The organism is Paenibacillus sp. 01T442 (genome assembly GCF_056398345.1).
The window spans coordinates 148,529-163,202 of sequence record NZ_JBFTPF010000014.1 but is presented as its reverse complement, the minus strand read 5'-3'; the positions used below and the strand labels follow the sequence as shown (position 1 = coordinate 163,202).

Annotated in this window: 18 protein-coding genes; 9 read left to right on the top strand and 9 right to left on the bottom strand. The window is 46.7% G+C overall.

The features are described 5' to 3' along the window. The first annotated feature begins 1 nt into the window (after nt 1). Entirely contained in the window at nt 2-985 is a 984-nt protein-coding gene (gene trpS, locus AC1DLM_RS14345) for a tryptophan--tRNA ligase (protein ID WP_477570347.1), read from the top strand. A gap of 60 nt (nt 986-1,045) precedes the next feature. Here trpS and AC1DLM_RS14340 read toward each other — a convergent pair whose 3' ends face one another. Beyond that, entirely contained in the window at nt 1,046-1,234 is a 189-nt protein-coding gene (locus AC1DLM_RS14340; RefSeq protein WP_082595379.1) for a DUF5325 family protein, read from the bottom strand. A gap of 151 nt (nt 1,235-1,385) precedes the next feature. Between AC1DLM_RS14340 and AC1DLM_RS14335 the strand changes: the two genes are divergently transcribed. Then, nucleotides 1,386-1,616 (top strand): alpha/beta-type small acid-soluble spore protein, encoded by a 231-nt coding sequence (locus tag AC1DLM_RS14335; protein ID WP_236288880.1) that lies wholly within the window; start codon nt 1,386-1,388, stop codon nt 1,614-1,616. A gap of 144 nt (nt 1,617-1,760) precedes the next feature. On the opposite strand, the gene AC1DLM_RS14330 is transcribed toward AC1DLM_RS14335, so the two are convergent. Next, nucleotides 1,761-2,744: a metal-dependent hydrolase gene (locus AC1DLM_RS14330; RefSeq protein WP_441988610.1), complete on the bottom strand. Its 984-nt coding sequence runs from the start codon at nt 2,742-2,744 to the stop codon at nt 1,761-1,763. Nucleotides 2,745-2,868: 124 nt separating this feature from the next. On the opposite strand from AC1DLM_RS14330, the gene AC1DLM_RS14325 reads away from it, so the two are divergent. After that, nucleotides 2,869-3,168, top strand: coding sequence for a hypothetical protein (locus AC1DLM_RS14325; protein WP_477570346.1), 300 nt, complete (start codon nt 2,869-2,871; stop codon nt 3,166-3,168). Between the two features lie 54 nt (nt 3,169-3,222). Here AC1DLM_RS14325 and gerQ read toward each other — a convergent pair whose 3' ends face one another. The 7 genes from gerQ to urtA form a co-directional block, all read right to left on the bottom strand. Next, complete coding sequence (gene gerQ, locus AC1DLM_RS14320) at nt 3,223-3,675, bottom strand: spore coat protein GerQ (protein ID WP_441988612.1); 453 nt, start codon at nt 3,673-3,675, stop codon at nt 3,223-3,225. A gap of 164 nt (nt 3,676-3,839) precedes the next feature. Next, nucleotides 3,840-4,529 (bottom strand): response regulator transcription factor, encoded by a 690-nt coding sequence (locus tag AC1DLM_RS14315; protein WP_477570345.1) that lies wholly within the window; start codon nt 4,527-4,529, stop codon nt 3,840-3,842. Nucleotides 4,530-4,745: 216 nt separating this feature from the next. Next, nucleotides 4,746-5,441 carry an urea ABC transporter ATP-binding subunit UrtE gene (urtE, locus tag AC1DLM_RS14310; RefSeq protein WP_441988614.1) on the bottom strand — a complete coding sequence of 232 codons (696 nt, stop codon included), beginning with the start codon at nt 5,439-5,441 and terminating at the stop codon, nt 4,746-4,748. Continuing rightward, nucleotides 5,434-6,225 carry an urea ABC transporter ATP-binding protein UrtD gene (gene urtD / locus AC1DLM_RS14305; RefSeq protein WP_477570344.1) on the bottom strand — a complete coding sequence of 264 codons (792 nt, stop codon included), beginning with the start codon at nt 6,223-6,225 and terminating at the stop codon, nt 5,434-5,436. The genes urtE and urtD overlap by 8 nt, the downstream gene beginning before the upstream one ends. Nucleotides 6,226-6,260: 35 nt before the next feature. Then, nucleotides 6,261-7,352 carry an urea ABC transporter permease subunit UrtC gene (gene urtC, locus AC1DLM_RS14300; protein WP_477570343.1) on the bottom strand — a complete coding sequence of 364 codons (1,092 nt, stop codon included), beginning with the start codon at nt 7,350-7,352 and terminating at the stop codon, nt 6,261-6,263. Nucleotides 7,353-7,374: 22 nt separating this feature from the next. After that, the gene (urtB, locus tag AC1DLM_RS14295; protein WP_056613419.1) at nt 7,375-8,280 is read right to left on the bottom strand and encodes an urea ABC transporter permease subunit UrtB; all 906 of its coding nucleotides are present in this window, start codon (nt 8,278-8,280) and stop codon (nt 7,375-7,377) included. A 93-nt stretch (nt 8,281-8,373) separates the two neighbouring features. Continuing rightward, nucleotides 8,374-9,624: an urea ABC transporter substrate-binding protein gene (urtA, locus tag AC1DLM_RS14290; protein WP_477570342.1), complete on the bottom strand. Its 1,251-nt coding sequence runs from the start codon at nt 9,622-9,624 to the stop codon at nt 8,374-8,376. Between the two features lie 283 nt (nt 9,625-9,907). On the opposite strand from urtA, the gene AC1DLM_RS14285 reads away from it, so the two are divergent. Genes AC1DLM_RS14285 through AC1DLM_RS14260 form a run of 6 tightly spaced genes read left to right on the top strand, consistent with a single transcriptional unit; the run spans nt 9,908 to nt 14,597 of the window. After that, nucleotides 9,908-10,210, top strand: a complete 303-nt coding sequence (locus AC1DLM_RS14285; RefSeq protein WP_056613424.1) for an urease subunit gamma — start codon at nt 9,908-9,910, stop codon at nt 10,208-10,210. A 23-nt stretch (nt 10,211-10,233) separates the two neighbouring features. After that, nucleotides 10,234-10,617: an urease subunit beta gene (gene ureB / locus AC1DLM_RS14280; RefSeq protein WP_171629178.1), complete on the top strand. Its 384-nt coding sequence runs from the start codon at nt 10,234-10,236 to the stop codon at nt 10,615-10,617. Beyond that, nucleotides 10,598-12,313 (top strand): urease subunit alpha, encoded by a 1,716-nt coding sequence (ureC, locus tag AC1DLM_RS14275; RefSeq protein WP_477570341.1) that lies wholly within the window; start codon nt 10,598-10,600, stop codon nt 12,311-12,313. Before ureB ends, ureC begins: the two co-directional genes overlap by 20 nt. A gap of 36 nt (nt 12,314-12,349) precedes the next feature. Further along, nucleotides 12,350-13,054: an urease accessory protein UreF gene (locus AC1DLM_RS14270; RefSeq protein WP_441988620.1), complete on the top strand. Its 705-nt coding sequence runs from the start codon at nt 12,350-12,352 to the stop codon at nt 13,052-13,054. Nucleotides 13,055-13,090: 36 nt separating this feature from the next. Continuing rightward, entirely contained in the window at nt 13,091-13,750 is a 660-nt protein-coding gene (gene ureG / locus AC1DLM_RS14265) for an urease accessory protein UreG (RefSeq protein WP_441988621.1), read from the top strand. Next, a complete protein-coding gene (locus AC1DLM_RS14260; RefSeq protein ID WP_477570340.1) occupies nt 13,743-14,597 on the top strand; it encodes an urease accessory protein UreD in 855 nt (284 codons plus the stop codon). The genes ureG and AC1DLM_RS14260 overlap by 8 nt, the downstream gene beginning before the upstream one ends. Nucleotides 14,598-14,674: the final 77 nt, after the last annotated feature.

The window sequence follows — 14,674 nt, the reverse complement described above, 5'->3', positions numbered from 1 at the left end:
AATGAAACGTGTATTATCTGGTATGCAATCCAGCGGTCAGCTGACGATTGGCAATTATATTGGGGCACTTCGCAACTTTGTGAAGCTGCAAGAACTTCATCGCTGTTATTTCATGGTGGTCGATATGCATGCGATCACAGTGCCGCAAGAACCAGCAGCCCTTCGGGAACAAACGGAGTCCATCGCTTCGTTATACATTGCTTCGGGTCTTGATCCGAATAAGGCTTCTGTCTTCTTACAGTCCCATGTTCACGCACATGCAGAGCTAGGCTGGATTATGACGACGCTGACGCACATGGGCGAGCTTGAGCGCATGACGCAATTTAAAGATAAGTCTGAAGGTAAAGAATCTGTCGGTGCAGGACTATTCACGTATCCGTCTCTGATGGCGGCTGACATCTTGTTATATAATGCAGATCTTATTCCAGTTGGAGACGATCAGAAACAGCATTTGGAGCTGACTCGTGATTTGGCTAATCGATTTAATAACCGTTTCGGCGATATGTTCACAATGCCACAGCCCTATATGCCTGAGGTAGGCGCCCGTATTATGTCACTCGATGATGCTTCCAAGAAGATGAGCAAGAGCAGTCCAAATGCCGGCAGTTACATCGCGATGCTCGACGAGCCAGATGTCATTCGTAAGAAACTTAGTCGTGCTGTTACGGATTCTGGGCGCGAAGTGACGTATGATCCTCAGAATAAACCTGAGGTTAGTAATTTGATGTCGATTTACTCACACTTTGCGGAGATGAGTTTAGCGGAGATTGAGGCTCGATATGAAGGGCAAGGTTATGGTCCTTTCAAAAAGGAACTGGCTGAGCAGATCGTTGCTGTTCTGGAGCCTATCCAACAGCGCTATCGTGAGATTCGCAGTTCGGGAGCCATTTTTGACATTTTGAAAAAGGGTGCGGACGAAGCTGCCGAGGTGGCGAATCAAACGCTGCTTGAAGTAAAGAAACGGATGGGCTTTATTGTTCGCTAAGCGCATCTCTACACAAACAAAAAGCTCAAATCCCAATGACCAGGGATTTGAGCTTTTTTTTCATTCGGAAGGTGTATTTTTCCGACGACGCATTTTGGCTTTCGTAACGAAGCCGTATCCGATAAATCCTAACGAAATGAGGGAGAAGAGGAGCACCATCCACGGCTCGCGTAGAGCAATGAATAGGGAAATACAAGCGAGCAGCAGCGTACCAACAACTGCGAACAGGAGAGCAAGTGGTTTACTCATTTAGGCGACCTACTTTCTTGAAGTTCATGACATCTTCTTATATTAAACTTTTTTGAGCGCTGTGCATATAAATTCATTTCCTCCACATACTATCTTTGCAAGCTTGCAAATACATCAAAGATTATAGCTGACTGAAAGGAGTTCGATCCTGATGGCACAAAATCGTAGCAGCAATCAACTGGTAGTTCCACAAGCAAATCAAGCTTTAGATCAATTGAAATATGAGGTAGCTCAAGAGCTGGGCATTCAAATCCCTCAAGACGGTTACTATGGCAACATGGCAACTCGTGATACAGGTTCCATTGGTGGTGCGATTACTCGCCGCTTGGTACAAATCGCTGAGCAAACGCTCGCGGGGCAATCTGGTTCTAATTTCCGTTAATTAGATACTAGACTCCGTACTAGCATTCCCGAACTATGTAATAATAAAGCCTAGGAGCCTAAATAGCTCCTGGGCTTTTGTTGCGTGTGGGTATGCGAAGCTACGAATAAGAAGAACCCCTGCAACCATGCAAGGGCCCCATTCTCAATAAAGGTCAACTTTAAACTTCTTCTCAAGCTTCGTATCGTTCACCCAGCCTACATAAGAATCAAGTGTTTGGAAATTGCGGTCCATCCGAATAACACCGACGAATGGGAATTGCTTGCGATGGCGGTAGCGGACATCCGCCCACCTCACTTCATAGCCCCACCGATGTTCTTTGACCTCAGCACAAGTGAAAGAGGAGAAATAGAGCAGTGCTTGAATGTCCTCATGCTGCTTGGAAACCTCGACGGCCGGGTGGTCAGAGCAGGTGATGGTGTCCAGCCATTTCAGCTTGCCATTTTTGAGTTCGCCTAATTGGTAGGTTCCGTCTGTGCACTCTTTCACAATATTCCAGACATAGAGGTTGAATGTTACAATAAGGGTATATTTATCACCGGGCTGATAAGTAGCATCTTTGCGATAGAGCCCTTTTTCAATAATAGCGTGATCCAGAGTCCGCCAAATGTAATACAGCGCAAGTAAGCCGTATAAGGTAGGGAAAATCAGCTGCGGCTTCGCTAGATGGAAGGACCACATGAAGATCGCGGCAATGTGACTCGTGAATATGAACGGATCGAAGATGTGAATGATGTTCCACGACACCCATTTTTCCGAAAAAGGTCGAATGGCTTGTGTACCATACGTATTGAAACAGTCGGTGAACACATGAACGCAAACCGCGATCCCGATCCACATAGCGAGATGCAGGAAGGATATGCCATGGAAAAATGGTGCAAGTGCACCAGTAATCAACAACGTCCATAAGGGGAGGGCAGGCAACGAATGTGAGCGACCGCGATGATTGCGAATATAGAGGGCATTGCCCTTGAAACGGAGCAGTCCATCAATATCGGGAATCTGCGAGCCAACGACGGTTCCAATGAAAACAGCAGTTGTTGCTGCTGTATTTGCGGAAATGCTCGGGTCGATTTGCGAGAGCCCTGCTAATCCTAAGCCAATGACGAGATGAGTGCCTGTATCCAACTGGTTATCCTCCTAAGTGTTCTGTACACACGGTTTGTTCTGTCTCTGAGCTGAAGGGACAAATTACATCTTGCTCTTAGTTTACCATTTTAGAGCAAAAAATAAATCAGAAGGAGATCTAAAAATGTCTAAAGTTTTTGTAGAGTATGCCATAAAATCAGAATTTCGAGCTTCTTTTCACATCTATATGCAAGGAATCCAGCGACGGGAAGGGCGTTTGGAGCTATTGGAGGGGACCGATCAAGAAGGACTTTATGTAGAAATTTGGCATGATGTGACGTATGAGGAATACCTGATCATGAAGGAGGAACGATTGAACGTTGAACGATTGCGTGATGGGCAGCATGGCGACTGGGAGCAATGGATCAAAGGCGGCATCCCCAAACTGCACATGTGGCATTTCTCGCCAGCTACGTATTCTTAAAACGAAAAAACCGCTGCTCTAAGCGAGCAACGGCTTTCGTATGCGAATCAGCTATTATCTGGAGAAAGCTCCGCCCCGGAAGGGGTAGGTGTAATTGAGTTCTTCATCAAATGTAATGTAATCTAAATTCACCATAAGTAATAGGAAACGCATGCCAGTAACAGGATCACTGATAATGATATGATCTCTTCCTGCGGCTTCTAATCTTCCTTTGAAAATTTTGGCGTTCCACTCGGAGTTGTTTTCGTATGTCATATAGATGGTTGCCATTTTACCAAGGTTCAAACGCAGAATATTTTCGATATACGATTCTTCAAGTGCTGGAAGTCCCGGTACATTAACGCCTGTTTGTAAACCACTTCCTGGTGGAGTGAGGACAGACCCGGCTGGTGTTTGGGGAACAACTTTATTCGTAATTGCAGTTGGAACGGGGTACGCTGGATACGGATTGCCATATTGCATTTGCGGCATTGCTTGATTACCTATTTTGTAAGGGTTATTCAACATGAGTATAATTTCCTCCTTGAGCTTTCCATACGAAAGCTTCTTCATATAATGTGTTTGAACGATCGAAAAGGTCATTTTCCATAATCATCATATTGTGCTTCTGCCTATTTGGTGACGAATTTGTGGGCATTTTACAAAACAAAAAAGCTCCCGAAGGAGCTTTATCAAAGTAGAAATTTATAACCGACACCCCACACCGTCTTGACGTGCTTGGGTTCTTTAGGATCATCCTCGATTTTTTTGCGAAGGTTGGCGATATGTACATCGATTGCACGCTCAGTTACCTGGGAATCAAAGCCGCGAACACGATTTAACAGCTCTTCTCGACTGTAAACCCTGCCTTGATTTTGCCAGAAAAGCTTCATAATTTCGTATTCGGAGAAGGTTGTCTCAATACTTCTGCCACTAACATATAGGCAGCGCTTTTCCAAATCCAAGTGGATCCCTAGGGGATCAATCACGTCAGATGGCGATGGGACTTGTGAAGGATAGGCGTTGGAGCGTCGAAATAAGGCTTGTATTCTGGCCGATAGCTCTCTCATCGAAAATGGTTTGCATAAATAGTCATCTGCACCTGTTTGAAGGCCCTTCACACGATCCGAAACTTCGTTCTTGGCCGATACCATCAAGATCGGTATGGTTGAGGTMTGACGAATTGTTGTACACAGCTGAATCCCATCCATATCAGGTAACATAAGATCAAGAATAATCATATCTGGTTGAAAATCCCGGATTAAGACCTTGCCTTGTCGGCCGTTCTCTGCTCGTTTCACTTCATAGCCATCTTCGTATAAGTAAATGGACATCATTTCACCGATACTTAAATCGTCTTCGATGATTAAAATTTTGGACATACAGGTTCCCCTCCTTTTCCTTTAAAAGGTTAGGTGCTCGATATGCCTTCCCGCAATAATCGATCCTATCTATAAGACATGTTATCCTATCCATTTTGTGACGTCCAGTTTTAACTTATTTGTAAACAGAGAAAAGAAGCTGATGTTTACTTGAACCTTCAATCTTAGGTCAAGTGAGTCAGCTTCATTCGGTTAGGGGGAGAAGAAGGGGAACGATCATACTGTCAAATGCTTCCGGACGAGATCTTCGCTCAGATGCTCTGCTTTCCCTTCGGCAGCAATGGTGCCGCGGTCAAGTACATAGTAGTAATCAGCGATGCTAGTAGCAAACTCTAAACTTTGCTCTACCAATAGAACGGCAATTTCTCGATTGCGCTTAATCGTTTCAATAATGGCCTCAATCTCCATGACGATAGATGGCTGTATCCCCTCCATAGGTTCATCTAGGAGCAGCAGTTTAGGTCCAGGAGCCAATGCCCGTGCGATAGCTAATTGCTGCTGCTGGCCGCCACTGAGGTCCCCTCCTTTGCGATGGAGCATTTGTCGAAGTACAGGAAACGTATCGAAGATCGTATCGGGTAATTTCTTGCGACGATCGAATGAGGCTTCTAAGCCTAATAAAAGATTCTCCTCTACCGATAGCTGGGGAAATATTTCCCTGCCCTGTGGTACATAGCCAATGCCTGACTTGGCACGGCGGTCTGGTGAAGATGAAGTGATGTCTGTATCCGAGTACTGAATGGAACCCGATCGGGGCTTAATGAGTCCCATAATACTCTTCATTAAAGTTGATTTTCCAACCCCATTGCGCCCCATTAGACAAACGATCTGACCGGGTCTTACTTCGAGGTTGACGTTACGGATGACCATACTTTCGCCATAGCCGGACTCTATACCTTGTAGTTTAAGCACCGCGTTCAACTCTCCTTCCGAGGTAGACTTCCGCCACTTTATCGTCATTCTGAATTTCTTGCATGGTGCCTTCGCGCAGGACTGTTCCTTCATGGAGAACCGTTACCATTCTAGCGAATTGGCGTACGAAAGCCATGTCGTGCTCAACGACGATAATAGTTTGATTGGCTGCAATTTCATGGAGCAGTTCACCCGTCTTCTCTGTTTCACTATCTGTCATGCCAGCGGCAGGTTCGTCGAGCAGCAAAAGATCAGGCTCCTGCATGAGAAGCATCCCGATTTCAAGCCACTGCTTCTCCCCATGGGAGAGGGAACCCGCACGTTCTTTGGCTTTACTTTGCAGACCGATCATTTCAAGCCTGAGGTGAAGTCGTTCTCTTTGTTCACTTGTGGTTTTGGCCCAAAGCGCGCTGAGAAGGCCGCGCTGCTGCTTCATGGATAGTGCCAAATTTTCAAACACTGTCAATGTCGAGAAAACGGTAGGGGCCTGGAATTTGCGTCCAATCCCTAGTTGGGCAATTTGGTGCTCTTGGTGCTTGGTGAGATCAATCGAATCCTTGAATAAGACGTGGCCTTGCGAAGGCTTTACTTTGCCGCAAATGACATCAAGGAGTGTTGTTTTGCCCGCACCATTAGGCCCGATAAGGAAGCGGAGTTCACCTTGTTTTAACGAGAAATCTAGATTTCGCAAGGCTTTGAAACCGTCGAAGTTCACCTCAAGTCCCTTGACGCTCAGGATTGTCTCGTCAGTTGTCGGTTGTTGTTTCGCTAATTGTCCTAGCATTGAAATGTTCCCCTTTCCGATTTGCATAAGCGCGGTTAAGTTTCTATGACTTCTTGCGATGTAGAGATCTGCTTCTTCGGATGCTGATTTCTGTTTCTTTTCCAATTGGAGAAAAAGTGGGTTAATGTGCCGACGATTCCCTTCGGCAGTAAAAGGACCACGACGATGAACATGGCGCCGAGCATGATGGGCCACCAAGCCGGATAGGCTTCGCTAAAGGTTGTTTTAGCTGTATTCGTAACTAATGCTCCAAGAACAGCGCCGCCAATCGTTGATCGACCGCCAATGGCTACCCATAGCACCATTTCAATAGATGGCACGATGCCCATTTGCGCAGGGGAGATGATCCCTTCTTGAAGTACGAAGAGTACGCCAGCAAGCCCAGCTAACCCCGCGGAGAGGCAGTAGATGAATACCTTATACGTTACGGGATTATAGCCAATGAAGCGCACCCGATTCTCACCATCACGAATGGCAGTAAGAATATTGCCGAGTCGGCTAGTCACGAGCATAGTGCTAAGGATCAGCACGAGTAGTACGACAGCTAAGGTGAGATAGAAAAACAGCAGCTTGGTTGATTGCAACTGTAGATTCAGACCAAGAAAGGTCGTGAAATTCGTCAAACCATTCGTCCCGCCCGTATACCCTTGCTGCCCAACGAAGAGTGTCACCGTAATGATGACTAAAGCTTGGGATAAAATCGAGAAGAATGCACCTTTAATCCGATTGCGAAACGTAAAATAACCAAGGATGAAGGCGACGATCATCGGTACAATGAGCGCCAATAGGAATGCGGCCGCGGCACTGTGGAACGGCATCCAGAACCACGGCAAGCTTTTGACACCACTCCAGGACATGAAATCAGGCAATTGATTTGGCGTGGAAGCCAGCTTGAGGTGCATAGCCATACAATAAGCGCCGAGACCGAAATATACGCCATGACCAAGGCTCAAAATGCCGGTATATCCCCAGATTAAATCAATTMCGATCGCGATAATGGCATAAGCCAGGAATTTGCCGAGTAAGGATAAACGAAAGTCAGACAAGAATAGGGGGGCAAGCGCGATGAGTAGTAGACAGATCCCATAGATGGTTAGTTTGAGCTTAGATTGTTTGGCAAAAAGCATAGATAGTAGTCACATCCTTTCTTCAATCTAAGGATCTCGAACGCATCGTTACAAGTCCCATTGGTTTCCATTGTAGGAAGGCGATGATCAGTGTAAACACAAGTACTTTACCGAGTGTAGCGCTGGTTGTATATTCCAAAGCCGTATTGAATACCCCRATTCCTAATGCACCAGCTACGGTGCCGATTAGCTTGCCGATTCCGCCAAGTACGACGACCATGAAGGCATCTACAATATAATAGGTCCCAATTGTGGGCCCGATCGGTCCAAGTAAGGATAGGGCACAACCGGCGATACCTGCCATAGCGGAGCCAAAAGCGAAGGATTGGGCATCAACTCTACGCGTAGATATTCCTAAACACGAAGCCATTTGGCGATTTTGCATAACCGCTCTCATTCGTCTTCCGCCAGCAGAGTGATAGAGATAGAGATAGATAATCAAGATGCATAATGCCACAAGCCCAATGATAAAGAGTCTCTTATATGGAAGAATTAAGTCTGCCGTTACGTGCCATCCGCCTTCTAGCCATTGTGGTGCTTTCACAGCGACGTTGGGAGCGCCAAAGATGGATCGCGCAATTTGCTGTAAGGCAAGGGAGACGCCCCAGGTAGCGAGTAGGCTATCCAACGGTCTGCCGTACATGAAGCGAATGAGCACAACTTCGAGCAGCCAGCCTATGGCGAAAGCAACGACAAAGGCAACGCCGAGTGAAACGACGAAATACCAGCCGAATGCAGAAGCGGGCATATACGATTGAAACCATTTCTGTACGAGGTAAGCCATATAAGCACCGATCATAATAAATTCGCCATGCGCCATATTCATAACGTTCATGAGACCAAAGGTAATGGCGAGACCGATTGCGATCAAAAGCAGAATTGAGCTTAAGCTGAGTCCGTTAAATATTTGAAGCAGTAGCAAACTCATGGCGACCTCTCCTTTCTCAGATGCGGGAGTAAAATGATGAAATCCAGGACTGCGGTTAGGCAGTCCTGGTTTCTGAGTACCAACTTGTAAGTATTATTTCGTTACTTCTGCGCCCCAAGGGTATGTTTTGAGGAATGGATCCGGTTTGAGTGCTTTGCCGGAATTCCAAATTTCTTTGATTTGGCCATCTGCTGTAATTTGACCGATACGTGCTGTTTTGTAAATATGTTGATTCTCACCATCAATGGTGACTTTACCTTCAGGTGAATTCCACTCGATTCCTTTGGCTGCTGCTTTTACTTTCTCTACGTCAAAGGAACCTGCTTTCTTCACAGCTTCAGCCCACAGATACACAGCTGTGTACCCAGCTTCAATTGGATCATCCGTTACGCGGTCCTTACCGTATTTGGCTTTGTAAGCATCAACGAATTTTTTGTTTTCAGGTGTATCTGTTGTTTGATAGTAGTTCCATGCTGTGTAGTGACCGTCGAGAACGGAGGCACCGATACCACGCACTTCTTCTTCGGCAATACTCACGGACATGGTTGTTAAATCTTTTGCCGAAATTCCAGCATCTTTCAGCTGCTTGAAGAAAGCAACGTTGCTATCGCCGTTCAATGTGTTGAAGACAACGTCTGGTTTTTCCTTTTTAATCTTACTAATGATTGTATTGTAGTCTGTGTGTCCAAGCGGTGTGTATTCTTCAGCAACCAGTGTTCCGCCATCCGCTTTCAACTGCTCTTTAATAATTTTGTTGGCTGTTCTTGGGAAGACGTAGTCGGAACCAAGGAGGAAAAATTTCTTGCCTTTGTTTTGCAGGAGCCATGTGACTGCGGGGATGATTTGTTGGTTCGTTGTTGCGCCGACGTAGAAGATGTTAGGTGAGGATTCTACGCCTTCATACTGTACCGGGTACCAAAGTAATCCTTTGTTTTGCTCGACAACCGGTAGTACGGCTTTACGGCTAGCTGATGTCCAACAACCGAAAATTGTTACTACGCTGTCTTTTTGCAGGAGCTTCTTTGTCTTCTCTGCAAAAGTTGGCCAATCCGATGCCCCATCTTCGATCACGGGTTTAATCTTTTTGCCCAATAGTCCCCCAGCTGCATTAATTTCATCAATCGCCATGAGCTCAGCATCTCGCACAGATACCTCACTGATGGACATTGTACCTGTTAGTGAGTGAAGAATTCCCACTGGTACGGTATCGCCAGATGTTGTTGAAGCCGCAGGTGCAGTCGTCGTAGAGGTGGTAGATTCTGTCTTCGCACAGCCGGCCGCTACTAACATCAAAGCCATACTTAGTGCAACTGTAAGCTTACCTTTGTTTCTTATCTCTCTCATTCACGTCCCACTCCCTTGCCTTACAAGATTTGGATTACATGGCTTATGATAAATGGCGATACAAGTTAATGTCAATATACATGACATACAAATACAGTTTTTTGGTAAAAATGCACAAAAACAAGCGAAATTGTTGTGAAAATCACATGAAAGCGAAAAAAACGGTTCGAAAACACTGTCTTAACGTCAATATACATAACATTAAAGATTTACAATCGTGAAATACACGAATATAATGAGTGTAAAGGATTGCCATTATTCGGATTTAGAAGAGGTGAGAAACGTGCATTTAACGGAAAGAGAGAAAGAGAAGCTACTCATTACCGTAGCTGCTGACTTAGCTAGACGAAGGCTTGCCAGAGGCTTAAAGCTGAATTATCCAGAAAGTATTGCTCTGCTGACTTCCGAGATTATGGAAGGAGCTAGAGATGGCTTGACGGTCGCGCAGCTCATGGCATTCGGTACGACAATATTGAAGGCAGATCAAGTTATGGAAGGTGTGCCGCAAATGATTCACGAAGTGCAAGTGGAAGCCACGTTCCCCGATGGAACCAAATTAGTTACGGTACATGAACCTATTACTTAATTACACATGAAAGGGGCGAGCACATGGTTCCCGGTGAATATCGAACAGCCAAAGGCTATATAGAAATGAATGTTGGCAGACAGACGATAGAAATCATCGTTACGAATACAGGAGATCGACCGGTTCAAGTGGGGTCGCATTTTCATTTTTTTGAAGTCAATCGAGGGTTGGATTTCTCAAGAGAGCTAGCCTTTGGCATGCGCCTAGACATTCCGGCAGGAACAGCAGTCCGTTTCGAGCCTGGTGAGCAGAAACCAGTTCAACTAGTCGAATTAGGCGGAGCCAAATTGAGTTATGGACTCAATAATTTGAGTCAAGGTTTAGCGGAAAAAGACAAAATGCCGGCAGAAACGAAAGCAAGATGGCAGGCTTGGGAGGGGATGCACGGTGAGTCGAATAGATCGTAAGAACTATGCACTGATGTTTGGCCCTACAACAGGCGATGCCATTCGATTGGCAGACACAGAACTATGGGCACAAATTGAGCATGATTACACCGTATATGGGGATGAATGTAAATTTGGCGGCGGCAAGGTTATCCGTGACGGTATGGGACAATCCAGCGGCGCGACCCGTACACAGGGGGTTCTAGATACATTAATAACGAATGCTGTCATTATTGATCACTGGGGGATTGTCAAAGGTGATATCGGTATTCGTGATGGTCATATTGTTGGTATTGGCAAAGCTGGCAACCCGGATATTATGGATGGCGTACATCCGAATATGATCGTAGGTGCAAGCACCGAGGTTATTGCGGGTGAGGGTAAAATCGTAACGGCTGGCGGCATCGACGCGCATATCCATTTCATTTGTCCGCAGCAAATTGAAACTGCGCTTTCTTCAGGCATGACGACGATGATCGGCGGTGGTACAGGTCCAGCAACCGGAACGAATGCGACAACCTGCACGCCAGGCGCATGGCACATGCAGCGGATGTTGGAGGCAGCCGAAGCGTTTCCGATGAATCTGGGCTTTACCGGCAAAGGGAACTCTTCCTTCTTGGCGCCTCTGACGGAACAAATTGAAGCGGGCGCCATTGGCTTGAAGCTTCATGAGGATTGGGGAACGACGCCGGCAGCGATCGACATGTGTTTGGAAGCGGCAGATCGTTATGATGTGCAAGTGGCGATTCATACGGATACATTGAATGAAGCGGGATTTCTTGAGGACACGCTTGCAGCGATTAAAGGACGTACCATTCATACGTATCATACCGAGGGAGCTGGGGGCGGTCATGCACCGGATATTATCCGAGCGGCCGCAGAGCTGAATGTCCTGCCCTCCTCGACCAATCCGACACGTCCGTACACGATCAATACAATTGAAGAACATTTGGATATGTTGATGGTGTGCCATCACTTGGATAGTCGAATTCCGGAAGATGTCGCTTTCGCCGATTCTCGGATTCGCCCTGAGACGATTGCAGCGGAGGATATTCTGCATGACTTAGGCGTGTTCAGTATGCTGAGTTCCGACTCCCAGGCAATGGGGCGAGTGGGTGAGGTCATTATTCGAACGTGGCAAACCGCGGATAAAATGAAAAAACAGCGCGGACCGCTAGCTCCGGATACCGAAAGCAATGATAATTTTCGAATCAAACGCTACATGGCGAAGTATACAATAAATCCAGCGATTACCCACGGTATATCGCATCTTGTAGGGTCGATTGAACCAGGCAAATTCGCAGATTTGGTCGTTTGGAGTCCGATGTTTTTCGGTGTGAAGCCGGATCTCGTCCTTAAAGGCGGCAGCATTGCTTACGCCCAAATGGGAGATCCGAACGCATCCATCCCAACACCGCAGCCTGTCTTCGGTAGACCGATGTTCGCTGCATTTGGGAAAGCGTTGACGCAAAGCTCGATTACCTTCGTTTCTCAGGCAGCGTATGACAGCGGGATCGGGGAGCGATTCGGATTGCAGAAGCGGATTGAGCCGGTGAAAGGCTGCCGCAGCATTTCCAAGAAAGATATGATTCATAACGACGGAACTCCTTCTATAGAAGTGAATCCAGAAACCTACGAGGTGAAGGTTGATGGCGAAGCCGTAACCTGTGAGCCTGCGACAGAGCTGCCGATGGCGCAGTTATATTTCTTATTTTAAAAAGAAGAGAAGAAAGTCCCGATTGAGGTGACAACAATGACTGCGTTAGAACATCCACCGTTCCATTGGTTAGCTTATCAGCAACTGTTGGATTCGGCGCTTCCGATTGGCGGGTTTTCCCACTCTTTTGGATTGGAAACTCTCGTCCAGCAAGGGAGATTGACGACGATTGGGGAGCTTGAATCCTATATTCGTTCGATGCTTGCGGGCAGCTGGGCATCCTCGGATGCCATGGTCATTAAAGCGGCTTATCGGCACATCCCTCGAGGGGAGTTGGGGCAGCTTTGGGACCTCGACCATATGCTTCATGTGCAGCGGGTAGGGAGTGAGACGCGAAGCGGCGTTCAGAAAATGGGACGCAGATTACTCCAATTATCACGTTCGCTGTATCCGGAACTGAATTGGCAGCCGCTCGATGATGCGGTAAGTGCTGGGAAATGCAGCTCGAATCATCCTGTTGTTCATGGATGGGTGAGCTACCATTTAGGCGTTCCTCTTCATCAGGCTGCTGAAGGCTATCTATATACGTGTATCATGACATGTATTAATAGTGCGCTCAGGCTAATGTCCATTGGACAAACGCAAGGTCAGATGCTGCTTGCGAAGCTCGTTCCTTTGACGGGAAGTGAATGGCAGCGAGTTTCACATCTGGATCCAATGGAGGCTTTCACGAATTCACCAGCGGCTGATTTAGCTATGATGCAGCATGAAACGTTATATTCACGTTTATTTATGTCCTAGAAGGAAATCTAACTATATATCTGAGGAGGAATTACAATGTGTCAAGGAAATGGTCATCATCATCACGAATGGGAGAAGCCGGCAGCAGACCGTAGTCGCCCGATGCGAATTGGGATCGGAGGTCCTGTAGGTTCCGGTAAAACAGCGCTAGTAGAGCGCTTGGCAAGAAAGTTGAACGGACGCTATAGTATCGCAGTTATCACGAATGACATTTATACTAAGGAAGATGCACGTATTCTGATTAGTTCTGAGGCATTGCCAGAAGAGCGTATCATTGGGGTAGAGACAGGTGGATGTCCGCATACGGCGATCCGTGAGGATGCGTCGATGAATTTCGAAGCGATTGAAGAGCTGGAGAAACGATTTGAGAATCTCGATATTATTTTCATTGAGAGTGGCGGTGATAATTTGGCAGCTGCATTCAGTCCGGAGCTCGTGGATCGCTTCATCTATATTATTGATGTGGCTCAAGGGGAGAAAATTCCTCGTAAAGGCGGGCCAGGCATTATGCGTTCAGATATGCTGATCATTAACAAAATCGATCTTGCTCCTTATGTGGGCGCCAGATTAGAAGTAATGGATTCCGATACGAAAAAAATGCGCGGCGAGCGACCGTATATCTTCTCAAACCTGATGGGTGGTACAGGGGTGGATGATATCGTGTCTTGGGTGGAGACGGAGTTCAGCCATGCCTAAGCTGACTGGGGAGATATCCGCACAATTTGCGGTGCGCAGCGGCTTCACACGGCTCGTACACAAATATCATGCCTTCCCGCTCAAAATCGCCAAAACGTTTCGTTACGAAAATGAAACGTGCATGGATGGTGCCGCCCCTATGGATCAGTTGGGCGTTTATATGATGGATTGCTCACCTGGGCTGATGGCCGGTGATCACTATGAAATTAACGTGCGCCTTGAAGAGGGCGYACGTGTTTTTCTAACGAACCAGTCGTTCACGAAGGTGCATCCTTCTTCGGGGGATCAAGGAAGCACGCAGCATCAAATACTTCGATTGGAAGCTGACGCGCTGCTCGAGTATATGCCGGAACCGTTAATGCTCTATAAGGATGCTGATTTATTCGCTGAAACGGAAGCGCATATAGCGAGAGGATCAGCATTGATTTTCTCAGATGTCCTTTGTCCCGGTCGCACGCAGCGAGGGGAAATATTTCACTATACGAGGTATGTGAACAGGATGAAGGTCTGGTATGAGGGCGAGCTGATCTTCTATCAGAATCTGCGTGTTGAACCGGGGACGATGCAGCTGACTGCACCAGGTTGCTGGGAAGGTGAGACGCATATGGGAAATCTGTTTGTCTTCTCAGACCGGCTTGGTCCACGCCACCTTGAAGTCATTGTGGACAAATTAAGTCAGCTGGAAAGCCATACGGTTCGAGTAGGAGCAAGTCTAACTTATAAATATGGACTTGTTGTGAACGTCATGGGAAGGCATGCCTGGGAGCTGCAAGATGTCTTGACGAAGGCATGGCATCAAATCCGCTGCAGCTTATTTGATTTAACACCGTTGCTAGTGAATAAATAGAAAGAGGAGGCAGGTTATGACCTGTCTCCTCTTTCTATTCATACTGGCTGCTGGTGGGGGAATATGTTTAAGGCTGA